This window comes from Nocardioides pantholopis (assembly GCF_003710085.1).
GTDB classification, from domain to species: domain Bacteria; phylum Actinomycetota; class Actinomycetes; order Propionibacteriales; family Nocardioidaceae; genus Nocardioides; species Nocardioides pantholopis.
Genome location: NZ_CP033324.1, coordinates 2,047,634 through 2,074,564 on the forward strand (window position 1 = coordinate 2,047,634; position 26,931 = coordinate 2,074,564).

26 protein-coding genes are annotated in these 26,931 nt (G+C 71.6%); 3 read left to right on the forward strand and 23 right to left on the reverse strand.

The window, feature by feature from the left end:
• Positions 1–128 precede the first annotated feature (128 nt).
• Positions 129–797 (forward strand): SDR family oxidoreductase, encoded by a 669-nt coding sequence (locus EBO35_RS09820; RefSeq protein WP_122817551.1) that lies wholly within the window; start codon positions 129–131, stop codon positions 795–797.
• On the opposite strand, the gene EBO35_RS09825 is transcribed toward EBO35_RS09820, so the two are convergent.
• From EBO35_RS09825 to dop, 14 genes are all read right to left on the reverse strand, one after another.
• Complete coding sequence (locus EBO35_RS09825; protein ID WP_122817552.1) at positions 773–3,574, reverse strand: DEAD/DEAH box helicase; 2,802 nt, start codon at positions 3,572–3,574, stop codon at positions 773–775. The genes EBO35_RS09820 and EBO35_RS09825 overlap by 25 nt on opposite strands.
• Positions 3,575–3,609: 35 nt before the next feature.
• Positions 3,610–4,506: a diacylglycerol kinase gene (locus EBO35_RS09830; protein ID WP_241153633.1), complete on the reverse strand. Its 897-nt coding sequence runs from the start codon at positions 4,504–4,506 to the stop codon at positions 3,610–3,612.
• A gap of 9 nt (positions 4,507–4,515) precedes the next feature.
• Positions 4,516–4,947 carry a hypothetical protein gene (locus EBO35_RS09835; protein ID WP_164477896.1) on the reverse strand — a complete coding sequence of 144 codons (432 nt, stop codon included), beginning with the start codon at positions 4,945–4,947 and terminating at the stop codon, positions 4,516–4,518.
• A gap of 11 nt (positions 4,948–4,958) precedes the next feature.
• A complete protein-coding gene (tatC, locus tag EBO35_RS09840; RefSeq protein WP_122817554.1) occupies positions 4,959–5,729 on the reverse strand; it encodes a twin-arginine translocase subunit TatC in 771 nt (256 codons plus the stop codon).
• 77 nt (positions 5,730–5,806) lie between these two features.
• Complete coding sequence (tatA, locus tag EBO35_RS09845) at positions 5,807–6,100, reverse strand: Sec-independent protein translocase subunit TatA (RefSeq protein ID WP_122817555.1); 294 nt, start codon at positions 6,098–6,100, stop codon at positions 5,807–5,809.
• Between the two features lie 31 nt (positions 6,101–6,131).
• The gene (locus EBO35_RS09850) at positions 6,132–7,136 is read right to left on the reverse strand and encodes a helix-turn-helix transcriptional regulator (protein ID WP_122817556.1); all 1,005 of its coding nucleotides are present in this window, start codon (positions 7,134–7,136) and stop codon (positions 6,132–6,134) included.
• On the reverse strand, positions 7,133–8,104 hold the full coding sequence (locus EBO35_RS09855) for a helix-turn-helix transcriptional regulator (RefSeq protein WP_122817557.1): 972 nt from the start codon (positions 8,102–8,104) through the stop codon (positions 7,133–7,135). Before EBO35_RS09855 ends, EBO35_RS09850 begins: the two co-directional genes overlap by 4 nt.
• A 48-nt stretch (positions 8,105–8,152) precedes the next feature.
• On the reverse strand, positions 8,153–9,076 hold the full coding sequence (locus EBO35_RS09860) for an FKBP-type peptidyl-prolyl cis-trans isomerase (protein WP_122817558.1): 924 nt from the start codon (positions 9,074–9,076) through the stop codon (positions 8,153–8,155).
• Positions 9,077–9,219: 143 nt separating this feature from the next.
• Entirely contained in the window at positions 9,220–10,581 is a 1,362-nt protein-coding gene (gene pafA / locus EBO35_RS09865; RefSeq protein ID WP_122817559.1) for a Pup--protein ligase, read from the reverse strand.
• 9 nt (positions 10,582–10,590) lie between these two features.
• Entirely contained in the window at positions 10,591–11,649 is a 1,059-nt protein-coding gene (locus EBO35_RS09870; protein ID WP_122817560.1) for a hypothetical protein, read from the reverse strand.
• Between the two features lie 162 nt (positions 11,650–11,811).
• Positions 11,812–12,618, reverse strand: coding sequence for a proteasome subunit alpha (prcA, locus tag EBO35_RS09875; RefSeq protein ID WP_122817561.1), 807 nt, complete (start codon positions 12,616–12,618; stop codon positions 11,812–11,814).
• Positions 12,615–13,460 (reverse strand): proteasome subunit beta, encoded by an 846-nt coding sequence (gene prcB, locus EBO35_RS09880; RefSeq protein ID WP_122817562.1) that lies wholly within the window; start codon positions 13,458–13,460, stop codon positions 12,615–12,617. Before prcB ends, prcA begins: the two co-directional genes overlap by 4 nt.
• A 4-nt stretch (positions 13,461–13,464) precedes the next feature.
• Positions 13,465–13,662: a ubiquitin-like protein Pup gene (locus tag EBO35_RS09885; RefSeq protein WP_122817563.1), complete on the reverse strand. Its 198-nt coding sequence runs from the start codon at positions 13,660–13,662 to the stop codon at positions 13,465–13,467.
• Positions 13,663–13,703: 41 nt separating this feature from the next.
• Positions 13,704–15,212, reverse strand: a complete 1,509-nt coding sequence (gene dop / locus EBO35_RS09890; RefSeq protein WP_122817564.1) for a depupylase/deamidase Dop — start codon at positions 15,210–15,212, stop codon at positions 13,704–13,706.
• 64 nt (positions 15,213–15,276) lie between these two features.
• Between dop and EBO35_RS09895 the strand changes: the two genes are divergently transcribed.
• The gene (locus tag EBO35_RS09895) at positions 15,277–15,900 is read left to right on the forward strand and encodes a class I SAM-dependent methyltransferase (RefSeq protein ID WP_122817565.1); all 624 of its coding nucleotides are present in this window, start codon (positions 15,277–15,279) and stop codon (positions 15,898–15,900) included.
• Between the two features lie 98 nt (positions 15,901–15,998).
• Here the strand turns inward: EBO35_RS09895 and arc are convergent, their stop codons facing one another.
• From arc to EBO35_RS09910, 3 genes are all read right to left on the reverse strand, one after another.
• Positions 15,999–17,762 (reverse strand): proteasome ATPase, encoded by a 1,764-nt coding sequence (gene arc, locus EBO35_RS09900; protein WP_122819589.1) that lies wholly within the window; start codon positions 17,760–17,762, stop codon positions 15,999–16,001.
• A gap of 168 nt (positions 17,763–17,930) precedes the next feature.
• On the reverse strand, positions 17,931–18,833 hold the full coding sequence (locus EBO35_RS09905; protein ID WP_122819591.1) for a tRNA (adenine-N1)-methyltransferase: 903 nt from the start codon (positions 18,831–18,833) through the stop codon (positions 17,931–17,933).
• A 125-nt stretch (positions 18,834–18,958) separates the two neighbouring features.
• Positions 18,959–20,089 (reverse strand): site-2 protease family protein, encoded by a 1,131-nt coding sequence (locus EBO35_RS09910; RefSeq protein ID WP_122817566.1) that lies wholly within the window; start codon positions 20,087–20,089, stop codon positions 18,959–18,961.
• A 113-nt stretch (positions 20,090–20,202) separates the two neighbouring features.
• Here EBO35_RS09910 and EBO35_RS09915 point away from each other — a divergent pair, with 113 nt between their 5' ends.
• Positions 20,203–21,093 (forward strand): RecB family exonuclease, encoded by an 891-nt coding sequence (locus EBO35_RS09915; protein ID WP_122817567.1) that lies wholly within the window; start codon positions 20,203–20,205, stop codon positions 21,091–21,093.
• Here the strand turns inward: EBO35_RS09915 and EBO35_RS09920 are convergent.
• The 6 genes from EBO35_RS09920 to EBO35_RS09945 form a co-directional block, all read right to left on the reverse strand.
• The gene (locus EBO35_RS09920; protein WP_263457626.1) at positions 21,075–21,734 is read right to left on the reverse strand and encodes an HAD family hydrolase; all 660 of its coding nucleotides are present in this window, start codon (positions 21,732–21,734) and stop codon (positions 21,075–21,077) included. The two genes, EBO35_RS09915 and EBO35_RS09920, sit on opposite strands and share 19 nt — an antisense overlap.
• 234 nt (positions 21,735–21,968) lie before the next feature.
• Positions 21,969–23,246, reverse strand: a complete 1,278-nt coding sequence (locus tag EBO35_RS09925; RefSeq protein ID WP_122817568.1) for a glutaminase — start codon at positions 23,244–23,246, stop codon at positions 21,969–21,971.
• Entirely contained in the window at positions 23,227–24,096 is an 870-nt protein-coding gene (locus EBO35_RS09930) for an alpha/beta fold hydrolase (protein ID WP_122817569.1), read from the reverse strand. Before EBO35_RS09930 ends, EBO35_RS09925 begins: the two co-directional genes overlap by 20 nt.
• A 35-nt stretch (positions 24,097–24,131) precedes the next feature.
• Positions 24,132–25,085 (reverse strand): protein kinase domain-containing protein, encoded by a 954-nt coding sequence (locus EBO35_RS09935; protein WP_122817570.1) that lies wholly within the window; start codon positions 25,083–25,085, stop codon positions 24,132–24,134.
• Positions 25,082–25,801 (reverse strand): ABC transporter permease, encoded by a 720-nt coding sequence (locus EBO35_RS09940; protein ID WP_122817571.1) that lies wholly within the window; start codon positions 25,799–25,801, stop codon positions 25,082–25,084. Before EBO35_RS09940 ends, EBO35_RS09935 begins: the two co-directional genes overlap by 4 nt.
• Before the next feature lie 50 nt (positions 25,802–25,851).
• Positions 25,852–26,730 carry an ABC transporter ATP-binding protein gene (locus EBO35_RS09945; RefSeq protein WP_122817572.1) on the reverse strand — a complete coding sequence of 293 codons (879 nt, stop codon included), beginning with the start codon at positions 26,728–26,730 and terminating at the stop codon, positions 25,852–25,854.
• Between the last annotated feature and the right edge of the window lie 201 nt (positions 26,731–26,931).

Consider the following 26,931-nt stretch of genomic DNA (forward strand, 5'->3'; position numbering starts at 1 on the left):
GGGCGGCCGCGACCGCTGTCGTTTGGTGACAAACGACAGACAGACCAGCCGTTTCCCTGCCGATTGTGCACATTCGGCGCCAGCGGCCGCCCACACCACCTCACCGCCGCCCCCGTAGCGTGAGTGGCATGGATCGCATCGCCATCGTCGGGGGCCACGGCCAGGTGGCCCGTCACCTCATCCACATCCTGCGCCGCGCCGAGCACACGCCGGTGGCGCTCGTGCGCAAGGAGGAGTACCGCGCCGAGCTCGAGGGCAAGGGTGCGGAGGTGCGCCTGCTCGACATCGAGCGACAGGACGCCGACGCGTTCGCGGCGGCGTTCGAGGGCTGCCAGGCCGTGGTCTTCGCCGCGGGCGGGGGTCCGGACGGCAACATCGAGCGCAAGCGCACCGTGGACCTCGAGGGGTCGCTGAAGTCGATCGCGGGGGCCCGCAAGGCGGGCATCCGGCGCTTCGTCCAGGTCTCGGCGATCGGGGTGGACGAGCCGCTGCCCGAGGACACCGCCGAGGTGTGGCGGGCGTACGTCGAGGCCAAGCGGGACGCCGACGCCGCGCTGCGCGAGAGCGACCTCGACTGGACCATCGTCCGGCCCGGGCAGCTCACCGACGACCCCGCGACCGGCAAGGTCACCCTGGGCGACAGGGTCGAGCCCGGCGCGGTGACCCGCGCGGACGTCGCGGCCGTGCTGGCTGCGGTGCTGGACGTCGAGTCCAGCATCGGCCGGCAGTGGGAGCTCGTGAACGGGGAGACCCCCGTCCACGACGCCGTCGCTCAGTCCTCGGCGAGCCCGCTGTAGGCGACCACACCGCGGCGGACCCGGCGCACCAGCTCCCGGGCCGTGCCGCGCAGGGGTGAGTCGCCGGCCGCGTCGGCGACCTGCCCGGCGAGGTCGAGCAGCTGCTTCATCCAGCGCACGAAGTCGCCCGCGGCCAGGTCGGTCTCGCCGAGCACGTCGTCGAGGTCGTCGCCCTCCGCCCACCGGTAGGCGATCCACGCGAAGCCCGGGTCGGGCTGGCGCAGGAAGTCCAGCCGGTGCTCCTTCTCGAGCCGGTCCAGCTCGCCCCACAGGCGCACGGTCTCGCCGATCACGTCCCGCACGGCGCCGCCGGGCAGCCGCGGCGACGACGCGTCGTCGGGGCGCCGGGCCTCGAAGACCAGCACGGACAGGGCGGCGGCGAGGCCGGAGGCGTCGAGGTCCTCCCACAGCCCGCGCCGGATGCACTCGGCGGCGACCAGGTCCATCTCGGAGTACAGCCGCATCAGGTGCCGTCCGCGCGGGCTGACCTTCTCGCCCTCGAGGTAGTCCAGCGCGGTGAGCACCTCGCAGACCCGGTCGAACTGACGGGCGACGGTGTTGGTGCGGTTCTCGACCCGGCGCTTGAGCGTCTCGGCGTCGCGGCTCAGCTTGAACCACCGCTGGGCCCACCGGTCGTGGTCCTCGCGGTCCGGGCAGACGTGGCACGGGTGCGCCTGGAGCTGCGCGCGCAGCTCGGCGACCTCCTCGTCGGCCGCGGAGCGGGCCAGGGCGGAGCGCTGCGGGCCGCCGCGCCCGGTCGTCGGCATGCTCAGGTCGTGGGTCTTGGTGCGCAGCGCCGAGGCCAGGTCGCGGCGCATCTGCGGGTTGCGTCCGTTGAAGTTCTTCGGCACCTTGACCCGGGTCAGGGCCTCGACCGGCGACGGGAAGTCGATCATCCCCAGCCGCCGCGCCTGCCGGTCGGCGGTGACGACGTACGGCCGCGGGTTGTCCTCGGCCCAGCCGGGGTCGATCACGACCGCGAAGCCCGCGAACTTGCCGGTCGGCACCGAGATCACGTCGCCGGGACGCAGTGCCCGCAGGGACTCGATCGCCTCGTCGCGACGGTCGGCCTTCCGGGCCCGGCTGGCGCCCTTCTCGACGTCGGAGATCCGGCGGCGCAGCGCGGCGTACTCCATGAAGTCACCGAGGTGGCAGCTCGCGGCCTCGCGGTAGCCGTCCAGGGCGTCCTGGGCCTTGCGCAGCTGCCGGGCCAGCCCGACGACTGCCTTGTCGGCCTGGAACTGGGCGAAGGACTGCTCCAGCAGCTCGCGGGAGGTGTCGCGCCCGAACTGGTGCACGAGGTTGACAGCCATGTTGTACGACGGCCGGAACGACGAGCGCAGCGGATAGGTGCGGGTGGAGGCCAGACCGGCCAGCTCGCGGGGGTTCATGCCCTGCTGCCACAGCACCACGCCGTGGCCCTCGGTGTCGAGCCCGCGACGCCCGGCCCGCCCGGTCAGCTGGGTGTACTCCCCCGGCGTGATCGAGGCGTGCGTCTCGCCGTTCCACTTGTCGAGCTTCTCGATGACCACGGTGCGGGCCGGCATGTTGATGCCCAGCGCGAGGGTCTCGGTGGCGAAGACGACCTTGCACAGGCCGCGCGCGAAGAGCTCCTCGACGCACTGCTTGAACGCCGGCAGCATGCCGGCGTGGTGGGCGGCGACACCGCGGGTCAGGCCGTCGAGGAAGTCGTGGTAGCCGAGCACGTGCAGGTCGTCGGCCGGCAGGTGCCGGCAGCTGGCCTCGACGTAGGCGAAGATCTCGTCGCGCTCGGCGGTCGTGGTCAGCCGGGTGCCGGCGTTGAGGCACTGGGTGACCGCAGCGTCGCAGCCGACCCGGCTGAAGATGAACACGATCGCGGGCAGCATCCCGTCGCGCTCGAGGCGGTCCACGACGTCGGCCCGGCTCGGGACCCAGACCCGGCGGCCGTTGCCGATCTGCTTGGGCCCGCCCCGGCCCGGCTGCGAGCGGCCGCGCGGCGTACGCCGATCGCGGACCCGGGTGGCCGCCCAGTCGTCGCGGGCGACCTTCATCAGCTCCTCGTTGACCGGGGCGCCCTCCTTGACGAAGCCGGCGGCGGCGTCGACGTCGGAGCTGGCGAACAGGTCGAGCATCCGGCGGCCGACCATCACGTGCTGGTAGAGCGGCACCGGGCGGCGCTCCTCGAGGATCGTGGCGGTCTCGCCGCGCACGGTGGCCAGCCACTCCCCGAACTCCTCGGCGTTGGAGACCGTGGCCGAGAGCGAGACCAGCGTGACCGACTCCGGCAGGTGGATGATCACCTCCTCCCACACCGCGCCGCGGGAGCGGTCGGCGAGGTAGTGGACCTCGTCCATGATCACGAACCCGAGGCCGAGCAGCGTGCGCGAGCCGGCGTAGAGCATGTTGCGCAGCACCTCGGTGGTCATCACGACCACGGGCGCCTCGCCGTTGACGGTGTTGTCGCCGGTCAGCAGTCCGACGTTCTCGGGGCCGTAGCGCTCGACGAGGTCGTGGTACTTCTGGTTCGACAGCGCCTTGATCGGGGTGGTGTAGAACGCCTTGCGCCCGGTCTGGAGGGCGAGGTGGATCGCGAACTCGCCCACGATCGTCTTGCCGGAGCCGGTCGGGGCGGCGACGAGCACGCCGCGGCCCTCCTCGATCTCCTGGCAGGCCCGCACCTGGAAGTCGTCGAGGCCGAAGTCGTGCATGGCCCGGAAGTCGCGGAGGACGGGGTGGGCGCGGTGCTGCCGGAACTCGGCGTACCGCTCCGACGGGGACAGCTCGTCGGTGCTCATGGGCTCCAACCTACGCGAGCGGCCTACGCGAGCCCCTAACCGAGCACCGTCAGCGCCCCCGGTGCGCACTCGACGGTGAGCGGCAGCGGGCCGAACCGCTCCCCGTCGGCGTAGGTCACGACGCCGGGGGCGGCGATGGTCACGGTGCGGACCCGGTGCCGCTCGTACTGGGGGTGCTCGGTGTGGGTGCCCTTGAACAGCTTGGGATAGGTGCGCACCAGCTCCAGCTTGCTGATCGGCTTGATCACGACCACGTCGAGCAGCCCGTCGTCGATCTGGGCGCCCTCGGCGATCCGCAGCCCGCCGCCGAACGAGGGGCCGTTGCCGACGGCGACCAGCATCGCGTCGGTGCGCAGCGACTTGCCGTCGAGGTCGAGCACGTAGGGCAGCGGCCGGAAGGTGCGCAGCTCGGCCACGGTGGCCAGGTTGTAGCGCATCTGGCCCTTCGGCCAGGTCATCCGGTTCGCGCGCTCGGCGCAGGCGGCGTCGAAGCCGGCGCACAGCACCGTGGCGTAGTACGTCGCCCCGCTGCGCGCCAGGTCGATGCTCCGGGTCCGGCCGGCCAGGATCCGCTCCAGGGCCGCCAGCGGGTCCTTGCGGGGCAGGTCCAGCAGCCGGGCGGTGTCGTTGCCGGTGCCGGCCGGGACGATGCCCAGCGGTACGCCGGTCCCGGCCAGCGCCTGCAGCGCGAGGTGCACCATGCCGTCGCCGCCGGCGACGACGACCGCGTCCACCCCGTCGGCCGCAGCGGCGTGCGCCTGGTCGAGGGACTCGTCCGCGTCGCGCCCGACGAGGTCGCGGACCCGGATCCCGGCGTCCCGCAGCCGGGTGAGCGCGAGGCCCCGGGCCCGTTGGCCCCGGCCCTTCCCGGCAGTGGGGTTGGTGATCAGGGCGATGTCCCGCAGCTTGCGGGGGTCACAGGTGCTGGCCACCCCCGGAGACTAGGGCCTCCGGCCCCGATCGGTGCCGATCCGCAGCCGCGCGGCGTACCGATCCGGCGAGGCGCCCACCGCCCGGGCCAGTCGACCCAGGGCGTCCAGGGCCAGGTCGGCGCTGAACCGGGTGCCGGGCACCGCCAGCGTGAGCCGGCCCGCACTGTCGACCACGTGCACCTCGCCGCGCTGCCAGGCGTGGTGGGCGCTGACCCGGACGCCGTCGTCGGCCACCGGCACCGGGCAGGCCTCGTCGACGGCGAGGAGGTCGCAGGGCAGCGGCGCGAAGCCGTCGGCCGCCAGCTCGCCGCGGACGTGGTGACCGGTGCGGACCCCGGACTCCGCGGTCCAGGTCACCTCGGCGACCCCCAGCCACTCCGGCAGGTCGAACGGATCGAGCTCGGTCAGATCGGTGCTCGTCGTGGGAGTCGGTTCGGTCATCAGCTCGGCCATCAGATCGGCGAGAGCTCGTCGTCGGACCACTGCTCGGTGCCGCGCCCCCGACCGCGGGCGCGGTCGACCGAGCGGGCCACGACCTCGGCGACCACGAAGAGGAACAGCATCGGGATCGCGAGCATCAGCATCGAGAACGGGTCCGTGGACGGCGTCGCCACGGCGGCGAAGACGAAGGTGCCGATGATGATCCAGGGGCGGTAGCGCCCCAGCGCCTTGCCCGAGACCACCCCGGCGAGGTTCAGCAGGATCACGAACAGCGGGATCTCGAAGGCGATGCCGAAGATCAGCAGCATCCGGACGAAGAAGCTGAAGTACTCGCCGAACTCGACGAGGTTCTCCAGCCCGTCCGGGGTGAACCCGATCAGCACCTCGAGGCCCTTGGGGAGGACGTAGTACGCCGTCGCGACCCCGAGGAAGAACAGCGGCCCGGCGACCGCGATGAAGACCCGGGTCCAGCGCTTCTCGTGGGCGTGCAGGCCGGGGACCAGGAAGGCCCAGATCTGGTAGAGCCAGAACGGGCTGGACGCGACGATCGCCGCGACCCCGCACAGCTTCAGCTGCAGCAGCAGCGGACCGCCGGCGCTGGCGATGTAGGCCTTGGTGTCGACCGACTCCGGCAGCGCCTGCTTGGCGTCGTTGTACGGGCGCAGGATCAGGTCGAGCAGGAAGTCGTAGAAGAACAGGGCGACGACGAAGGCGACCACGAGTACGAGGGCCGCCTTGACCAGCCGGGCCCGCAGCTCCCGCAGGTGGTCGGAGAGGGCCATGCGGCCATCGGGCCCGACCGGGTGGTGCGGACGTCCGGTGAAGAGATCCCGGACCCCCTTCAGGGAGACCAACCTGGTCAGGCAGTCGTGTCGCCGCGCCGCTGGCGCTCGGCCTCGGCGTCGAGCTCGGCCTGGCGGGCGCTCAGCTCACGGGGCTCGACGGGGCGCGCCCGGGGAGCCGACCGGTCGGGGTCCGTCTCGTCCTTGTCGTCGTCCATCAGGCCCTTGGTCTCGGCCTTGAAGATGCGCAGCGCGCGGCCGCTGCCGCGGGCGAGCTCGGGAAGTTTCGTGGCGCCGAAGAGGAGCACCAGGACGGCCAGGATGATGAGCAGCTCGGTCGGGCCCAGTCCGGCGACAAGTGGGGTGATCATGGTGTCCTCACTGGCAGGGATATGTCGTGGCTCATCCTACGTCGCTGTGGCGGTAGAGGCGCAGGGCGTCCCGCGCCGCCGCCCGGTAGGACTCGGCGTACTGCGGCGGGTCGACGACGGTGGCGTGCGGAGCGAGCCGCAGCAGCAGCCGGGTCAGCCACTGCTCGTCGGCGACGAGCAGGTCCACCTCGAGGCTCCCGTCGCTCTGCGCTCGGACCTCCTCGACCGGGTAGTACTCGGTGACCCAGCGCGCCTCCGGGGCCAGCCGCAGCGTGACCCGGGTGGTGTCGGAGGACCGGGCGAACAGCCCGTCCGCGAGGTCCCGGGGCGGCTCGGGGGCCGAGACGATCGGCGTGTCGAGCACCTCGGCGACCGAGATCCGGTCCAGCCGGAAGAGCCGGGGCGCCTCCGCGACGTGGCACCAGGCGTCGAGGTAGTCGAACCCGTGGGCGGTGACGACGCCGCGCGGGTCGACCACGCGGTCGGACTCCTCGTCGCGCGAGGGCACGTAGTAGCTCAGCCGGACCTGCCGGTGCCGGTCCGCCGCGTCCTGGAGCCGGGTGGCGAGCAGGGCGAGGTCGGCGTCGACGGCGTCCTGGCCGGGGTCGATCTGCGGGGCGCCCTCGGCGGCGGCGGCCTCGAGCTTGGCCAGCGCCCGGTCGACGACCTCGCGGGTGTCCGCGCCGGCGCCGTTGCGCAGGGCTCGTAGCGCCACGATCACCGCGGTCGCCTCGGTGGGTGTGAGGCGCAGCGGCCGCGCGAGGTAGTCCGCGTTCGAGACCCTGATGACGCCGTCGCCCTCGGGGTCCTCGAGCGCATCGAGGTCGACGTCGATGAGGTCGTCGGGGTAGCCGCCCGGCAGCCCGCACATGAGCAGCACCTTGAGGTCCTTGAGCAGCTGCTGCGGGGCGACGCCGAGGTCGCGGCCGGCGTCCTCGAGGCGGACGCCGCCGCGGGCGTGCAGGTACGGCACCAGGGTCAGCAGGCGGGCCACCTGCTCCTTGGCCCCAGCCGAGGCCGTCTGGCGCGCGCTCATGCGGACTCCCCCACGGCCGCTGCCAGCCGCGCGACCACGGCCTCGCGCAGCGCCGGCGGCGACTCGACGTACACGTCCGGTCCGTGCCCGAGGATCTCGTCGGCGAGACCGAGCGCGCCGCGGGTCAGCGTGAGCCGGTCCCAGGCGGTCCGGTCGTCGGGGCCGGGGACGCCCGGCTGCACTGCCGTCGCCCCGCGCCGCAGCAGGTGGCCGGCGCCGGCCCGGACCAGGAGGACGACCTCCTCGGTCACCGGCGCCGGGGCGAGACGCCGCGCGACCTCGCGGATGTCGGTGCCGGCCGGGACCTCGTAGGAGCCGGGGCGGCCGGTCTTGCGGGCCTGCCCCTGCACCCGGGAGAGCCGGAAGACCCGCTCCTCGCCGCGGTCGGTGTCGTGGCCCACGACGTACCAGCGCCCGGCGTACCGGACCACGCCCCAGGGCTGGAGGTGCCGGGTCGCGACCTGGTCCTGGCCGGGGCGGGCGTAGTCGAAGGCGACGGGGGTGCGCTCCTGGGTGGCCTCCCAGAAGACGTCGAAGGACGGCTCGTCGGCGGAGAGCCGGGGCTCGACGATGTCGAGCGCGGAGACGTCGACGTCCACGCCGAGCGCGGTCAGCTTGCGGACCGCCTCGGTGGTCGCCTCGGCCAGCCGGGCGTGCTGCCAGACCCGGGTCGCGAGGCCGACGACCGCTGCCTCGTCGGGGAGCAGGTCGATCGCCGGCAGCGCGAACTCGTCGGCGGGGATCCGGTAGCCGGGCTCGTCCTCGAACAGCGGGTCGATGCTGCCGACCTCGATCGGGACGCCGAGGCTGCGCAGCTCCTCCTTGTCGCGCTCGAACATCTTCTCGAACGCCTCGTCGTTGGCGCCGGGATAGAGGATCGAGCGGATCCGGGCCTTGCTGACGTAGGTGCGCTGCACCAGCAGCATGATGAGCAGGTTGAGCAGCCGCTCACTCTTGCGCACGCTCATCTTGCTCCTTCGTCGGCGCCGGTGGCCGCGACCATTGTCGCGGACGGATCAGATCGCGCCGAGCACGTCGACGACGAAGTACAGCGTGTCGGTGCCCTTGATGCCGGCGTCCTTCTGGCCCTTCTCGCCGTACCCGAGCTTCGGCGGGATCGCCAGCAGCACCCGGCTGCCGACCGGAACGCCGACCAGGCCCTGGTCCCAGCCCGGGACCACGGCGCCGACGCCGATCTGGGTCGTCATCGGCTTCTTGCCGTAGCTCTGGTCGAAGGGCTTCTTCGCGCCGTACACCTGGCCGAGGTAGTCGACGGTGACCGACTGACCCTTGGCGACCTTGGCGCCCTCGCCCTTGACGAGGTACGCCGTGCGTAGCTTGTCGCTGGGCTCGGGGGTCCCCGCGAAGTCGAGGCCGGAGACCAGGCCCTTGCGGTTCGTGGTGATCTTCGGCGCCCAGGCCGGGGCCTTCTGCTTGGCGCCCTGCGGCGCGGCGAGGGCCTGGTCGGCGATGTCGACCACGAGCAGGACGGCGTCCTTGTTGCCGATGCCGAGGCCCGGGTTGCCGGTCTCGCCGAAGGCCTCCTCGGCCGAGGCGGTGACGGCGACCCGGGAGCCGCGGGGGTGACCCTCGAGCGCCTCCACGAAGACCGGCGCGAGCTGCTCCTCGTCCACGGTCAGCGACTGGGCGCCGCCCTCGGCGTACGTGCTCCAGGTCTCCTGCTGGCTGTAGCCGTTGCCGACCCAGATGTTGGCCTGGACGTCCTCGCCGGTCTTGACCTCCGGGCCGTCACCCTCGACGAGCACCTCGACCTCGACCTTGCCGGCGCTCATCCGGTCCTTCCAGGACACCTCGGGAGCCGTGCCGGGGTCGCCGCTGATGCTCACCGCGTCCAGGCGCGAGACGCCCTCGTCGTCCTCGCCGTCATCGCCGCCGCAGGCAGTCAGACCGAGGAGGAGCGCAGGGAGCAGGACGGCCACGGGCCGACGGGAACGACGAAGCACGGATCCAGCCTTTGCAGGTCTTGGCGACAACGATTCGTCGAGAACCCTAACCGCCGGACCTGAGAGGTCCCTCAGTGACTCTCGGGACTCTCGGGACTCTCACCGGACTCTTGGAGGACTCACATGCCGTCGACCAGGCGCTGCACCCGCTCGTCGTGGGCCCGGAACGGGTCCTTGCACAAGACCGTGCGCTGGGCCTGGTCGTTGAGCTTGAGGTGCACCCAGTCGACCGTGAAGTCCCGGCGCCGCTCCTGGGCCCGGCGGATGAACTCGCCGCGCAGCCGGGCCCGGGTGGTCTGGGGTGGCACCGACTTGGCCTCGAAGATCCGCAGGTCGCTGGTCGCCCGTGCCACCAGGCCGCGCTTCTCCAGCAGGTAGTAGAGGCCCCGGCCGCGGTGGATGTCATGGTAGGCGAGGTCGAGCTGGGCGACGCGCGGGTGGCCCAGCGACAGCCCGTGCTTGGCGCGGTAGGCCTCGATCAGCTTCCACTTGATCACCCAGTCGATCTCGCGGTCGACCAGGCCCAGGTCGTCGGACTCGATCGCCTTCAGGCCCCGCTCCCACAGGTCCAGCGCCTGCTCGATGACCGGGGTGCTGATGCCGCGCCGGTCCACGAAGTCGCGGGCCTTGCCGAGGTACTCCGCCTGGATCTCCAGGGCGCTGGCCTCGCGGCCGTTGGCCAGCCGGATCCGGCGGCGACCGCTGACGTCGTGGCTGATCTCCCGGATCGCCCGGATCGGGTTCTCCATCGTGAGGTCGCGCATCACCACGCCCTCCTCGATCATCCGCAGCACCAGGTCGCAGCTGGCGACCTTGAGCAGCGTGGTCGTCTCGCTCATGTTCGAGTCGCCGACGATCACGTGCAGTCGGCGGTACTTCTCGGCGTCCGCGTGCGGCTCGTCGCGGGTGTTGATGATCGGCCGGCTGCGCGTGGTCGCGCTGCTCACGCCCTCCCAGATGTGCTCGGCGCGCTGGCTCACGCTGAACGCCGCGCCCCGCGGGGTCTGGGTGATCTTCCCGGCCCCCACCACCATCTGGCGGGTCACCAGGAACGGGATCAGGATGTCGGCGAGCCGGCTGAACTCCCCCGCCCGCCCGACCAGGTAGTTCTCGTGGCAGCCGTAGGAGTTGCCGGCCGAGTCGGTGTTGTTCTTGAACAGGTAGATCTCCCCGGCGATGCCCTCGTCGTGGAGCCGCTGCTCGGCGTCCTGGAGCAGCCCCTCCAGGACCCGCTCCCCCGCCTTGTCGTGGGTGACCAGCTCGACGATGTCGTCGCACTCGGGCGTGGCGTACTCGGGATGGCTGCCCACGTCGAGGTAGAGCCGGGCGCCGTTGCGCAGGAACACGTTGCTGCTGCGTCCCCAGCTGACCACCTTGCGGAACAGGTAGCGCGCCACCTCGTCGGGGCTGAGGCGGCGCTGGCCCTTGAACGTGCACGTGACGCCGTACTCGTTCTCGATCCCGAAGATCCGACGGTCCATGAACAAACACTACGGCCCGTGCGGGAGGAATCCCCGGCGTTCGTCGGCGCGGGGTGGTCGGGGTTGCGGTTTGGTGACAAACCGCGGCGATCCGGCCGCTGGCGATGCAGTTCTCCCCCAATCGTCGAACCCCATGGCCCGGCGCCACCGGTTCAGGACCCGCTGGCGGCCCGGCTCCCGGTACAGCGAGTTGTCGACGAGCCGGCGCCACCGCTGCAGCCGGCGCAGGTCGTGGGGGCGGCCGAGCCAGCGGTCCAGCTCGTGCATAACCACGCCGGGATGGTTCAGCAGGTCGTCGAGCACGAAGCCGCGGCGCTGGTACGGCGTACCGACCCAGGCTCGCTCACGGCGGAGGTCCGCGCGGTGCTGGGCCTGATCACGATGGCCGGCACCGTCGTACTCGTGCACGACGTGGGTCCCGGTGACGAGCAGGTCGGCGCGTCCGATGACCCGCCCGTGGGTGTCGTGCAGCGTGACCTGAGGTTGTACGGCAATCCCCATGACCTCGTGGAAGACCCGCAGCATCGACTCCCCCGCTGATTCGCAGCGAGCGGACGAGAGCTCCCACGCGCCGCGGAGCATCCGAACCCCGGGCCGTCCACTGGCGAGGATCTCCGACATGGCGCGGGGATCCAGATCACCGCAGGCCAGAGCGCTGTCGATCATGATCACCAGGTCGAGCGTCCCCAGGTCGCGCGCCGCCCGCAGCAGGATCTCGCAAGTGGAGTCGACGGGGAGCCCTCGACGCTGCTCGGGCGCCGACGCGCGGATCAGCCGGGAGCACACCAGGCCCAACCGGCGCGGCACGCACCGGTCGCCCTCGACCGCGGCGAAGACCGGCACCTGCTCCGGCAGCGCCGGGGTGGCCCACCCACGCAGCCGCGCAGCCGTGACGTGGCTGAAGACGGCTCCGTCAGGCAGGACCGTCTGCCAGGCCCGCAAGTCCCGGAGGAACTCGTCCTCCTCGGCCAAGCCGCGGTCCGCCAGGTACAGCCCGTGGCTCACCCTGCGGTAGCCGACCAGGCGCACCTGACCTCGGATCGGCTCGTCGTGGCGGATGGTCGGCATGCCGAGATCCTGCGTCGTCTCCCGGGGGTGCGAAACCGTGCGTAACGCAGCTGTGGAGGAAGCCGTCGACAGCAGTGGTACATGCCGTTTGGTGACAAACGACAGCCGAACCGGCCGCGAGCCTGCCGATTGTCACCAAACGGTGAGCAACCGCTCCAGACCTCAGCTCAACGGCGGGGCGACGGGAGGCTCGGGATCCTGGGCCTCAACGGGGTCGGCGGCGTGACCGGCACCGGCCTCGGCATCGCCCGAGCCCGAGCCGGGGCCGGTGGCCCGCTCGGCGAGGAGCGGGGCGAGCCGCGCCGGACCGAGCCGGAGGAACTTGCGGGGCTGGCTACGGGTGCGGTCGAGGACCGCCACCTCGAGGTCCTCGACCGGGATCACCCGGTCCTCGGTCTCGTTGTGGCCCAGGGCGGCGACGGCGAGGCGCAGGGCCTCGGCGAGGGGGGCCCCGGCCGTGTAGCGCTCGCGCAGGTATCCCGCGACGGACTCCGCGGCGCCGCCCATCACGGCGTACCCGTGCTCGTCGGCCACCTGACCGTCGTAGGTGAGCCGGTAGAGCTGGTCCTCGGCGGCGTCGTCGGCGATCTCGGCGACGAAGAGCTCCACCTCGTAGGGCTTCTCGCCGCCGCTGGAGAAGATGGTGCCCAGCGTCTGCGCATAGGCGTTGGCCAGCGCGCGGCCACTGACGTCGCGGCGGTCATAGGCGTAGCCGCGCATGTCGGCGAGCCGGACCCCGGCGATGCGGAGGTTCTCGAACTCGTTGTAGCGGCCGACCGCGGCGAACGCGATCCGGTCGTAGATCTCGGAGACCTTGTGCAGCGCCTGGGACGGGTTCTCGGACGCGAACAGGATGCCGTCGGCGTACTGCACGGCGACCACCGAGCGGCCGCGGGCGATGCCCTTGCGCGCGAAGTCAGCGCGGTCCTTCATCAGCTGCTCGGGCGAGACGTAGAACGGCATGCTCATCGCTGGTCACCTCCGGGCAGCTCGGCGACCGGTCCGTTGGGCAGGCTCATCCGGGCGGCGATCATCCGGTCGGCCACCGCGGCCACCTCGTCGTCGGGGAGCCGGCGGCCGCCCTCGGCGGTGACCACCTGGATCACCGGGAAGATCCGACGCGCCACGTCCGGCCCGCCGGTCGCGGAGTCGTCCTCGGCGGCGTCGTAGAGCGCCTGGACGACCACCATCACCGCGTCGGCCTCGGTGAGGTCCTCGCGGTAGAGCTTCTTCAGCGAGCCCCGGGCGAACAGCGACCCCGAGCCGACCGAGTGGAACCCGGTCTCCTCGTAGCGTCCGCCGGTCACGTCGTAGCTGAAGATCCGTCCGCGCGCCGTGGCCAGGTCGTAGCCGGCCAGCAGCGGCACGACCGCCAGCCCCTGCATCGCCATGCCGAGGTTGCCGCGGATCAGCGCCGAGAGCCGGTTGGCCTTGCCGTCCAGGGACAGCACCGTTCCCTCGATCTTCTCGTAGTGCTCGAGCTCGACCTGGAAGAGCCGGACCAGCTCGACCGCGAGCCCCGCGGTGCCGGCGATGCCGACCGCTGTGAACTCATCGGTCGCGAAGACCTTCTGGATGTCGCGCTGGGCGATGATGTTGCCCATCGTCGCCCGCCGGTCCCCGGCCAGCACGACGCCCCCGGGGAACGTCGCGGCCACGATCGTGGTGCCGTGCGGGGCCAGGCCGTCGCCCTGCCCGGCGGGCAGCGAGCGGCGGCCCGGAAGCAGGTCGGGAGCCTGGACGGCGAGGAAGTCGGTGAACGAGGAGACGCCGGGCTGCAGGTACGCCGCGGGCAGGCGGGGGTCGCTCACGCGGTCACTCCCCGCCCTTCTGGATGAAGGACTTCACGAAGTCCTCGGCGTTGGACTCCAGCACGTCGTCGATCTCGTCGAGCAGGCCGTCGACATCGCTGTCGATGGCCTCCTTGCGCTCCGCGACGTCGCTCTCCGGCGCCGTCTCGGTGGCCTCGTCGGCCTCAGAGGACTTCCGCGGCTGCTTCTGCTCCTGTGCCATGCATCGACCCTATCCACTCGGTGTGCGAACCGGGAGCAGGCTCAGCGCGTGAGTGCGGCGAAGAGCTCCTCTGCGGTCGCGCACCGGTCCAGCAGCGCACCCACGTGCGCCCGACTGCCACGCAGCGGGTCGGCCGTGGGCACCCGCTGCAGCGATTCCCGGCCCGGGAGGTCGAAGATGACGGAGTCCCAGGACGCCGCAGCGACGTGCTCGGCGTACTTCTCCAGGCACCGACCGCGGAAGTAGGCCCGGGTGTCCTCCGGCGGGTCGTGCATGGCCGCCACCACCGACCCCTCATCGAGCAGCCGCTCGATCCGGCCGCCGGCGACCAGCCGCTGGTAGAGGCCCTTCTCGGGGCGGATGTCGGAGTACTGCACGTCGATCAGCTGCAGCTTGGCCGCGTCCCAGTCCAGGCCGTCGCGCTGGCGGTACTGCTCGAGCAGGTTCAGCTTGGCGACCCAGTCCAGCTCCCGGGAGAGCGACATCGGGTCGCGCTCGAGGCGGTCGAGCACCGACTCCCACCTGGCCAGCACGTCGACGGTCTGGGCGTCGGCGTCGGCGCCGTACCGGTCCTCGACGTACTTCTTCGCCAGGTCCAGGTACTCCAGCTGGAGCTGGACCGCGGTGAGCCGGCGACCGTCGCGCAGCGCGACGGTCCGCTTGAGGGTGGGGTCGTGGGAGATCGCCCGCAGTGCGGCGACCGGTGCCTCCAGGCCGAGGTCCACGGTGATGAACCGGTCCTCGATCATCGCCAGCACCAGCGCGGTGGTGCCGACCTTGAGGTACGTCGAGATCTCGGCGAGGTTGGCGTCACCGATGATCACGTGCAGGCGGCGGTACTTCTCGGCGTCCGCGTGCGGCTCGTCGCGGGTGTTGATGATCGGCCGCTTCAGGGTGGTCTCGAGGCCGACCTCCACCTCGAAGTAGTCGGCGCGCTGGCTGATCTGGAAGCCCGCCTTCCGGCCGTCCTGGCCGATGCCGACCCGGCCGGAGCCGGCGACGACCTGGCGGCTGACGAAGAACGGCGTGAGGTGCCGGACGATCTGGCCGAACGGCGTGGAGCGGCGCATCAGGTAGTTCTCGTGGGCGCCGTAGGAGGCGCCCTTGTTGTCGGTGTTGTTCTTGTACAGGGCGATCGCGCTGCCGCCGGGCAGCTGGGCGGCCCGGCGCTGCGCGTCGAGCATCACCAGCTCCCCCGCCTTGTCCCACCGCACGACGTCCAGCGGGTTGGTGGTCTCCGGGCTGGAGTACTCCGGGTGGGCGTGGTCGACGTAGAGCCGCGCGCCGTTGGTGAGGATCACGTTCGCGAGCCCGAGGTCCTCGTCGGTCAGCTGCCCGGCGTCGGCCACCTGCCGCGACATGTCGAACCCGCGCGCGTCGCGCAGCGGCGACTCCTCCTCGAAGTCCCACCGGGCCCGGCGGGCGCGCACGGTCGCGGAGGCGTAGGCGTTGACCACCTGGGAGGAGGCCACGATCGGGTTGGCCTGGGGGTCCCCCTGGACCGAGATGCCGTACTCGACCTCGGTCCCCATCACCCGGCGCACGCTCATGTTTCGAGCCTACGGTGTCGGTCGAGCACCGCCGGGACGGCGAGGCCGCGCGTAGCCTCGGCGCATGGGTTGGTGGGAGCGACACGTGGTGCCTCGCCTGGTCGACGCGACGCTGGCCCAGGACCCGGTGACCGAGCTGCGCCGCCGGACCTGCGCCGGGCTGCGGGGCCGAGTGCTCGAGATCGGGTTCGGCAGTGGCCTGAACGTGGGTTGCCTCCCCCCGGCCGTCGAGGCCGTCGACGCGGTCGAGCCCTCCGACGTCGGATGGTCCCGCTCGGCCGTACGCCGCGGCGCGAGCGCCGTGCCGATCCGCCGCACCGGCACCGACGGGCAGCGGCTCGCAGCCGGGGCCGCGTCGTACGACGCGGTGCTGGTCACGTTCACGCTGTGCACGATCCCCGACGCGGCCGCCGCGGCGGCCGAGGTACGCCGCGTCCTGCGGCCCGGCGGGACGTGCTGCTTCCTCGAGCACGGCCTCGCTCCCCAGCCGCGGGTCGCGGCCTGGCAGCGCCGGCTCGAGCCCACCCAGCGCACGGTCGTCGGCGGCTGCCATCTCACCCGGGATCCCCCGGCACTCCTCACCGCGGCCGGTCTGACCCTCGCCGAGCTGGACCAGTCGTATCTGCCTGGTCCGGCTGCCGGGCGGCCGTGGAGCTATCTGAGTCTGGGGCGGGCGGTCCTGGGGTAGCTGAGTGCTCGGCTGTTGTCGTTTGGTGACAAACGACAGCCAAACCACCCCGGCGTCTGCGGTTTGTCACCAAACGACAGACCTCGGGGGCCGCAGCCTCAGAGGTACTGCCCGGTGTTGGCCACCGTGTCGATCGACCGCCCCGGCTCGGTGCCCTGCTTGCCGGTGACCAGGGTGCGGATGAAGACGATCCGCTCGCCCTTCTTGCCCGAGATCCGCGCCCAGTCGTCGGGGTTGGTGGTGTTCGGGAGGTCCTCGTTCTCCTTGAACTCGTCGACGCACGCCTGCAGCAGGTGCGAGATCCGCAGCCCGTGCTGGTCGTGGTCGAGGAAGTCCTTGATCGCCATCTTCTTGGCTCGGTCCACGATGTTCTGCAGCATCGCGCCGGAGTTGAAGTCCTTGAAGTACAGGATCTCCTTGTCGCCGTTGGCGTAGGTGACCTCGAGGAAGCGGTTCTCCTCGGTCTCCGAGTACATCCGCTCCACCGTGGCGCGGATCATCGCGCCCACGCAGGCCTGGCGGTCCCCGCCGAACTCGGCGAGGTCGTCGGCGTGCAGGGGCAGGTCGGGGGTGAGGTACTTGCTGAAGATGTCGCGCGCCGACTCCGCGTCGGGGCGCTCGATCTTGATCTTCACGTCCAGGCGGCCAGGGCGCAGGATCGCGGGATCGATCATGTCCTCCCGGTTCGAGGCGCCGATCACCAGCACGTTCTCGAGGAGCTCGACGCCGTCGATCTCGCTGAGCAGCTGCGGGACGATGGTGTTCTCGACGTCCGAGGAGACGCCGGAGCCGCGGGTGCGGAACAGCGAGTCCATCTCGTCGAAGAACACGATCACCGGCGTACCGCTGCTGGCCTTCTCCCGGGCCCGCTGGAACACCAGCCGGATGTGCCGCTCGGTCTCGCCGACGTACTTGTTCAGCAGCTCGGGGCCCTTGATGTTGAGGAAGTACGACTTCCCCTCCGCCCCCGTCCGTGTGGCGACCTTCTTGGCCAGCGAGTTCGCGACGGCCTTGGCGATCAGCGTCTTGCCGCACCCGGGCGGGCCGTAGAGCAGCACCCCCTTGGGCGGCTTGAGCTGGTGCTCCTTGAACAGCTCGGGGTGCAGGTACGGCAGCTCGACGGCGTCCTGGATCTGCACGATCTGGGCGCCGAGCCCGCCGATCGACTCGTAGGCGATGTCGGGGACCTCCTCGAGGACGAGCTCCTCGACCTCCGACTTCGGGACCTTCTCGTAGACGTAGCCCGCGCGTGCGTCGAGCAGCAGGCTGTCGCCGGCGCGGATGGTCTCGTCGCGCAGCGGCTCGGCCAGGCGTACGACCCGCTCCTCGTCGGCGTTCGCGATCACCAGGACCCGGTCCCCGTCGGCGAGCAGCTCCTTGAACATGACGACCTCGCCGACCTGCTCGTAGTCGAACGCCGCGACGACGTTGAGGGCCTCGTTGAGCATCACCTCCTGGCCGCGCCGCAGGTCGGCGAGCTCGACGTTGGGGCTCACGTTGACCCGGAGCTTGCGGCCACCGGTGAACACGTCGACGGAGTCGTCGTCGTTGCGCGCGAGGAAGGTGCCGAACCCGGACGGCGGCTGGGCCAGCCGGTCGACCTCCTCCTTGAGCTTGAGGATCTGCTCGCGGGCGTCGCGCAGGGTCTGAGCCAGCCGCTCGTTCTGGGAACTGAGCGTGGCCAGCGAGCGCTCCGCGTCCGCGAGCTTGAACTCGACCGCTCGGGAGCCGCCCGGGCCGTCAACGAGCCGCCGACGAAGGTCGGCCACCTCGGCCTCCAGGAAGCGCACCTGCCGGGCGAGCTCGTCGGGGCCGGGGCCCCCCGTGCTGGGCTGGTCCATGCCGAACTCGTTGTCAGACATCAGCGCCACCTCCTGTGCCAGCGACCCTACCCGCGCCGCGGGACAACGGAAGGCCCGATTCGGGGGTGTCGGGCGGGAGTCGCCAGCGTGCCGTTTGGTGACAAACGGCACGGATCGGGCCCGAAAACCCGCCGTTTGGTCACAAACCGCAGGCGCCCGAGGCCCCGCTCAGCTCTGCTCGGCGCCCTCGTCGGGCTCCGTGCCGGGCACCCGGGGGCCGGTGTAGTCGGGGCCGTAGGCACCGGGGGCGGGCCGGCGGCGCTTGAGCGGCGGGCGGGCGCCGGGCGCCATCCGGCGGGCGGTGACCAGGAAGGCGGTGTGGCCGATCATCTTGTGCCCCGGGCGGACGGCCAGGCCCTCGACGTGCCAGTCGCGGACCATGGACTCCCACGGCTGAGGGTCGGTGAAGCCACCGTGCACCCGAACGGTCTCGACGAACCGGGACAGCTGGGTGGTGGTCGCGACGTACGCGCACACGATCCCGCCGGGGCGCAGGGCGTCGGCGGCGGCGTCGAGGCACTCCCACGGAGCGAGCATGTCCAGGATGATCCGGTCGCACCGCTCGCCGCTGGCCGGCAGCGCCTCGGCGAGGTCGCCCAGGCGGAGGTCCCAGGCGGGGTGGTCGCCGCCGAAGAACTGGGTGACGTTGCGCCGGGCGACGTCGGCGAACTCCTCGCGCCGCTCGTACGACGTGACCCGGCCGTGCGGGCCGACGGCACGCAGCAGCGAGCAGGTCAGGGCACCGGATCCGACGCCGGCCTCGACGACGTGCGCGCCGGGGAAGATGTCGGCCATCGCGACGATCTGGGCGGCGTCCTTCGGGTAGACGACGGCGGCGCCGCGCGGCATCGAGACCACGAACTCCGAGAGCAGCGGACGGAAGACCAGGTACTCGCCACCGGCCGAGGAGGTGACGGTGAAGCCCTCCTCGCGCCCGATCAGCTCGTCGTGGTCGAAGTGGCCGCGGTTGGAGAAGAACCGCTTGCCCGGCACCAGCTCGAAGTTGTGCCGCCGGCCCTTCTGGTCGGTCAGCCGCACCCACTCGCCGGCCCGCAGCGGGCCGCGGTGCACGCCGGACCAGGCGTCGGGGTCCACGTCCGGCGCCGTCTCCGGGACGGTGTCTGGCGCGGTGTCGAGCACGGCATCGGCGGCGGAGTCGGGGGCGTCGTGATCTGCGTCGGGCACGGGCAACGACCTTAGTGGGCGGCCTGCCGGAACGCCCGATCGACGTCGGCGGTCACCAGGACGCCGTACACCGAGCCGTCCTCGGCCAGCACGAGGTACTCCGGAGCGGGGGCACCCCCGATCGCCGTCACCAGGTCCTCACCGGCCAGCCCGACGGGCAGGAACAGTCCCGGCTGCAAGGTCCGGGCCACGGCGGCGGTGGGCACCCAGGGGCGACGCTCCTCCGGGGTCGCCAGGAGCGCTGCCTCGTGGACGAGGCCCACCGGCTCGCCCGCGGCGTTCGTGGTCACGATGCCGCCGGCCTGGGCCTCCTGGGCGCGGCGTACCGCCTCGGCCAGCGGCAGGTCGGCCGGAACGCTGACGGCCCGTCGGGTCAGCTCGCGCGCGACGAGGGCGGGCAGCCTCTTGCGCAGCCGCGCCGACGCGATCGCGCTGCTCCCTCCGGCCCACAGGAACGCGGCGACGACGACGGCCAGGAGCCAGTCGATGACGTCGGGAGCCCGTCCGGTCACCTCCTCGATCGCGAGCGGCCAGCCGAGGACGAGTACGGCGGCGGCCCGGCCGCCCCAGCCCGCCACCACCGTGCCCTGGTGCGGGCTCCCGGTCGCCTGCCAGACCGCGGACTTCAGCACCCGACCGCCGTCCAGCGGCAGCGCCGGCACGAGGTTGAGCACGCCGACCAGCAGGTTGGCGCCGGCGAGCGTGTAGACCGCCAGCTCGAGCAGGCCGTCCGGCACCACGAACCACAGGGCCGCAGCCCCGATGCCGACGGCGAGCGACGTCAGCGGCCCGACGACGGCGATCCAGAACTCCTGGCGCGGGGTGCGGGCCTCGCCGTCGACAGTGGTCATCCCGCCGAGGAAGTGCAGCGTGATCGAGGTGACGCGGAACCCGTAGCGACGGGCCATCACCGCATGGGAGACCTCGTGCAGCAGCACCGACCCGTAGAGCACCACCGCGAACATGAACCCGGCGACGTACCGCCAGCCGCCGAGGCCGGGCTCGACCTGCTCGACGGTGGGCGCCATCACGACAGCGATCAGTCCGGCGATCACGAACCAGGACGAGGAGACCAGCACGTCGCTACCGGCGAGCGTGCCGATCTTGAGGGTGCCCGGGGGGCGCTGCGCTGGTTCGGACACCTGACGAGGCTAGCCGACCACGCCACGCCGGGTGCGCTCTCAGCGCAGCTCCGGGCCGCCCGGGCCGGGTCGGGTTCGGTGCACTGTCCGTGGCGTCGCCTAGGGTCGGCCCCGTGAGCGTGCAGCAGGAATCCCCCGCCGAGCGGGTCTCCACCCCGGTGGACGGCGTGGACGTGCTGGGCGCGCTCTCACCCAGCCGCGCCGGCGACTTCCTGACCTGCCCGCTGCTCTACCGCTTCCGCACGGTGGACCGGCTCCCGGAGCCGCCCTCCCCGGACGCGGTGCGGGGCACGGTGGTCCACAAGGTGCTCGAGGACCTGTTCGACCTGCCCGCCGCCGAGCGGACCCCCGAGCGGGCCCGGGACATGCTGGAGCCCACCTGGGAGGAGATCCGCGCCGCCGAGCCGGGCCTCGAGGAGATGTTCGGCGCGGAGGGCCCCGAGATCGCGCCCTGGCTGGCCTCGTGCCGCACCGTGCTGGAGCGGTACTTCACCCTGGAGGACCCCCGACGCCTGGAGCCGGCGGAGCGGGAGCTGTACGTCGAGAGCGTGCTGGACTCCCGGCTGCTGCTGCGCGGGTTCGTGGACCGGCTCGACGTGGCCCCCGACGGAGCCATCCGGGTCGTGGACTACAAGACCGGCCGCTCCCCCGCCCCGGGGTTCGAGGCCAAGGCACTGTTCCAGATGAAGTTCTACGCGCTGGTGATCTGGCGGACCCGTGGTGTGGTGCCCGCGATGCTGCAGCTGGTCTACCTCGGCAACGGCGAGATCGTGCGCTACGTCCCCGACGAGCAGGACCTGCGGGCCACCGAGCGCAAGATCGAGGCGGTGTGGCGCGCGATCCAGGCGGCCGAGGAGACCGGCGACTGGCGTCCGAGCCCCGGCAAGCTGTGCGGGTGGTGCGCCCACCAGGCGATCTGCCCGGCGTACGGCGGCACGCCGCCGCCGCTGCCCGAGCCCGGCGAGCCGGTCCTGGAGCCGGCCGCTCAGCCCGCCTCGGACTGAATGCCGGCCAGGTCGGTCGGGTCCAGGCCGACCAGCGTGCTGCGGAACACCCGCCGGGGCGCGGCCGGGACCGGCACGTGGTTCTCGACGACCAGCACGGTGCACCCGGCCTCCTCGGCCGACCGTGCGCCGGTGTTGGAGTCCTCGATCGCGACGCACTGCGTCGGGTCCACGCCGAGGGCCGCCGCGGCGGTGAGGTACGGCTCGGGATGCGGCTTGCCGAACTCGACCTGGTCGCCGGTGACGACGACGCCGAAGGTCTCGGCCGGCAGCTGCGCGAGGATGGGCGCGACCAGGCGCTCGTAGGACATCGTGACCAGCGCGCAGGGCACCCGCGTGCGGCCCAGCTCGGTCAGCAGCTCGACGGCCCCCGGCCGCCACGGCACCCGCTCGGCGACCTTCGCGACCACGCCGTCGAGGAGCTCCTCCACGACCTCCTCGGGGGTGCGGTCGATCCCCATGTGCTCGCGGATGTAGCGCCCGGACTCGAGCAGCTCGTTGCCGACCAGCTTCAGGGCGTCGGCCTGGCTCCAGGTGCCGCCGTACCGTTCGGCGAGCTCGTACTCGACCTCGATCCAGTAGGGCTCGGTGTCGACGAGGGTGCCGTCCATGTCCCACAGGACGGCCGCCGGCGGCCGCACTCCCCCATCGGGGCGCTGACCTGTCAGTTCACTCGATTCGACGGTGTTCAGAACGCTCTCCCCCAGGCTCCATGCGAATGTCCGTCCCGATTATCAGGGGCGCAGCAGCCACTGGCATAACGGCGCTCGCCCGCATCGGGGCTCTTCGTCCCCTCGGGTGGCCTCCCGCACGTCCCGACAGACCCGACGGTCCACCCAGCCGCAGGGTCCGTGTCGATCAGGTCGGCTCCCTGGTCACGGTGATGTCGTCTCGTCGAGGTCACCGACGACGATGACCCGGACGCCGTCTCCGGGGTCGGGATCGGGAAGGATCGAATCCGGGTCGACGAGGTAGACACGATGACCCTCGAGCGTGAGCCGTCGCGCGACTTCCAGCAGCATGCGCCGGGCCACGTCGTCGATCGACGAGACCATGGTGAGGTCCACGGCGACCCTGGCCTCAGCGCGCACTGTCTCCACGGCCTCTCGGACGACTCTCTCTGCCCCGGCGAACCGGATCCCGCCCTGCAGCTGGAGGACCCGGACCGCATCCGGCCCGGCGCCCACGACGTGATTGGACCGCACGACCGCGCGCGCAGCGGGTGGCACCTCCATCAGATGCAGACCCATGTCGGAGGAGAACCGTTCGAACAGCGACACCCCGCGGACACTGTTCCCGTGGGGGTCCAGTCGGGGCGAGAACGTCGCGATGCCGATCTGACCGGGAAGGGCACCGATGAGCCCGCCGGCCACGCCGCTCTTCGCGGGAATGCCGACCTGGGTGGCCCAGTCGCCGGCGGCGTCATACATCCCGCAGGTGGACATGACGCTCAGGACCTGACGCACCACCGGCGCGGACACCACTCGCTCGCCCGAGCGAGGGTTGACTCCGCCGTTGGCCAGCGTCGCGGCCATCACGCCGAGATCGCGGGTGGAGACGAGCAGGGAGCACTGGCGGGTGTAGCCGTCGACGACGGTCGTCGGGTCCTCGGTGAGGATGTCGTGGCTGCGGAGCATGTGCCCGATGGCGAGGTTGCGGTGCGCGTGCTCCATCTCCGATGCCCACACCGACTCATCGGCCTCCAGCCGGCGGCCGGCGAACGCCGACAGTCCGCTGATCACGCGCTCCACGCGCTCCGCCGGGCCCAGCCCTTCGGGCCCGGTCAGTGAGTGAGCGGTGATCGCGCCGGCGTTGATCATGGGATTGAGGGGGCGCCCGGAGCCACCTTCGAGGGAGATCTCGTTGAATGCCTCTCCGGATGGCTCGACACCGACTTTGTCCAGAACCGCACCGAAGCCACGGTCGGCGAGGGCCAGCGCATAGATGAACGGCTTCGAGATCGATTGGATGGTGAATCGGACATCGAGATGGCCCGCGCCGTAGACCTCGCCGTCGACGGTGGCGAAGACCGCGGCGAGACGCTCGGGATCCGCTGTGGCGAGCTCGGGAATGTACCCCGCCGGCGCACCGGACGTGTCCGAGGCGACATCCACGAGTGCGTCGGACAGATAGTCAGGAATCGGTGACCGCACCGGTCTTCTCCTCGCCGAGGAAGGTGCGGAGGGCGACGTTGACCTCGTCGGCGTGGGTCCACAGCAGGCCGTGCGGGGCGCCCTCGAGCTCGACGTACTCGGCGTGCGGAACGAGGTCCCGGAAGCGCCGCCCCGTGGCGTCGATCGGCAGGATGTTGTCGGCGGTGCCATGGAGGATCAGCGTCGGCAGGTCGGCGGCGCGGACCGCCTCGACGTCGTCGCGGAAGTCCTCGATCCAGCTCGGGACGACTGCATACGCCGCGACCGGGGCGCTGATGGAGGCGGTGTTCCAGTTCGCCCGGACGACGTCCTCGCTGATCCGCGATCCGAGTGTCTCGTCGAGGTTGTAGAAGTCCCGGTAGAACTGGGTGAACCAGGCGTAGCGGTCGGTCCTGGCCGCGGCCTCGATGTCGTCGAAGACCTGCTGCGGCACGCCGTCGGGATTGTCCGCACGTTGCACGAGGAACGGCTCGAGGGAGGCGAGGAACGCAAGCTTGGCGATGCGCTCTACGCCGTGCTTGGTGACGTAGCGGGCGAGCTCCCCGGTGCCCATCGAGAAGCCGACCAGGATGACGTCGCGCAGGTCGAGGGTCTCGAGCACCGTGCTCAGGTCGGCGGCGAAGGTGTCGTAGTCGTAGCCGGTGGCGACCTTCGAGGACCGGCCGAAGCCGCGACGGTCGTAGGTGACGACTCGGTAGCCGAGGTCGAGGAGCTCCCGTGTCTGGCGCTCCCAGCTGTCACCGCTCAGCGGATAGCCGTGGATGAGGACGACGGGCTGGCCCGCGCCCTGGTCCTGGTAGTACAGCTCGATCGGGGTGCTGTTCTCGTTCCCGACGGTGATGAGTCCCATGATCTCGTTCCTTCCTCGTGGATGCGTTGGGCCGGTCAGCCGCACAGGGCGGCCCGGCCGACGTGGGTGCCCGTGGCGAGTGCCATGGGCACGTGGTGGTCGAGGGCGCCCGCGCGGGCGCCGGCGTCGTGGTGGACCAGGCTGCGTGCCGCGGACCGGAGAGCGTCGGTGAACGCTCGCGCGCTCTGGAACCGGTCCTCCCGGGCTTTGGCGAGTGCCCGGGCGAGTACGGCGTCGACCGCAGGCGTGAGGTCGCGGTGGTGGGCGCTGGCCCGCGGGGGCTCCTCGTGGACGTGCTGATAGGCGATCGACACCGGGTCGTCGCCGAGGAACGGCGGCCGCCCGGTCAGCAGCTCGAAGAGCAGGCAGCCCGCCGAGTAGAGGTCGCTCCGGGCGTCCGCGATCTCACCGCGCGCCTGCTCCGGGGAGAGATAGACGGGAGTTCCCAGGAACGCCCGGGCGTGGGTCATCGTCGCGGCCGGATCACCACTGCCACGGGCGATCCCGAAGTCGACGAGCTTGACGGCGCCCTCGGCGGCGATCATCACGTTCGCCGGCTTGATGTCGCGATGGACGACGCCTGCTCGGTGGGTGAACTCGAGCGCCGCGAGGACCCCGACCTGGTACTGGATCGCCTTCCCGGGGGAGAGTCCGCCCATTCTCAGGAGGTCCCGCAGCGACCAGCCGGCGACATGCTCCATGACGATGAACGGGACGCGTACGGCGTTCCCCGAATCGTCGGGGACCTCGTCGTAGCCGGTGTCGAGGAAGGCAGCGATCGAGGGATGACCCAGGCCCGCCGCGACCCTCGCCTCGCGCCGGAACCTGGCGACCACCAGCGGATCCTGCGCGAGGTGCCGGTGCAGGATCTTGAGGGCGACCCAGTGGCCCGAGCGGAGGTCCAGCCCCCGATGGACGTCGGCCGTCCCGCCGCGGCCCAGGAGCTCGGCGACCCGGTAGCGGCCGCCGAGCACCAGGGAGGGGCTCATCGGCGCGGCTCCCAGCGGAAGAGCCGGCTGGCCAGAGCGACGGCGACGACGACCCAGGCCACGGTGGGGACCAGGAGCGGCAGCGCGTCGGTCAGGGGGACGCCGCCGTCCCACGCGTTGACGACCAGCTCGGTGGCCGAGCCGCCGGGGAGGAGCCGCTTGAGGTAGGCGAGGTCCTCGGTGCCCGTGATTCCCACCCAGCCGGCCACGGCGACCACCGCCAGGCTCACCGGCAGCGTGGTCACCTGGGCGTGCTCGGGTGAATTCGTGATGCCCGCGGTGGCCAACGCCAGAGCCCCCATCATGGCCGCGGTGGCCAGGACCGCCACCGCCAGCAGTGGGATCTGTGCTGGGCCGTCGACCACCACACCGAGAACGGCCAGGATCGTCACCACTTGGACGAGCGCTACGACGGTGACCGGGAGTACCAGCCCGGCGAGGATGCTGCGGTCGCTCGCAGCGGTGGAGCGCAACCGCTTGAGGAAGAGGTTCTGCCGGCGTGCGGCCAACGTGGTCACCGCGGTGGTGTAAAGGCCGAAGGCCATCACGGTGAACATCACGACCGCAGCGACGAAGCCGAGGCTGCCGAGGTCGGAGTACGTCTCGTGCTGATAGACGAAGTAGCCGCCCAGGGCCACCGGGATGATCAGGCCGGTGACCAGGACCAGCCGGTTCCGGAACATCTGGACCAGCTCACTGCGAGCGATCTTGAACATGGGGGTGACTCCCTTTCCTGGAGTACGGGGCGTGGCTCGGCTTGTGGGTCTCATCCGGCGTCGAGGGCCCGGAAGACGTCGTCCAGGCGGGTCGGACCCGCAGTCAGATCCAGCAGCTCCACCCCGGTGTCGTGCGCCCAACCCAGCAACCGGTAGAGGTCGTGCTGCAGGCTGAACGTCTCGATGTGGAAGGCGCCGTTGAGCGCACCGACGATCGGCGGCTCGGGGGCGCCGGGTGGCAGCGCGAAGCTGATCACCGACGGCAGGGTCTGCGTCAGCTCCGCGACCGTGCCCTCCTGCCGCAGCGTCCCCTCGTGCATGAGCCCGATGCGGTCGGCCCGCTGCTGAGCCTCTTCCAGGTAGTGGGTGGTGAGCACGATCGTGGAACCCTCGTCGCGCAGCCGGTCCACCGCGGCCCAGAGCGCGTCGCGGGACTGGATGTCCAGCCCGGTGGTCGGCTCGTCGAGGATGACCAGCTCTGGCCCGCCGTAGACGGCCGTGGCGAAGTCCAGGCGGCGCTTCTCGCCGCCGGACAGCTGGGAGACCCTGGTGCTCGCCTTGCGAGTGAGGCCGGAGACGCCGAGCACCCGGTCGACATCGTCCTGCCTCCCGCTCAATGCGCCGACCAGGCCCACCGACTCCTGCACCGTCAGGTCCGGGGAGAAGCCGCTCTCCTGCAACATGACGCCCATCCGCGGCGCCACGGCGCGACGGTCCTGGGGACTCTCACCGAAGATCCGCACCGTGCCGGACGTGGCCCGCCGGTGACCTTCGACCACCTCCAGCGTGGACGTCTTGCCGGCGCCGTTCGTGCCCAGCAACGCGTAGAGCTCGCCGCGCCGTACCTGGAAGGACAGGTCACGGACGGCCGCGAAGGCGCCGTAGGTGATGCTCAGCCGTTCGACCTCGATGACGGAAGGGGCGGACATGGTGGTTCCTCTCGTGCTCTACGACGCCGGTCCGGTCGGTCCGGTCGGCGCAGGGCTGGTGCCGTGCCACCAGCCTCGGGCCGAGCGGGGTGCCTTCGCGTCGGTGAAAGACCCGCTCGCCCATCTGTCGTTCGGGCCCGAGGGCGGGCCACATCTGGCAGGGTGGGCTCCGCATCGGTGAGACCCACCTAACTCGCCGCC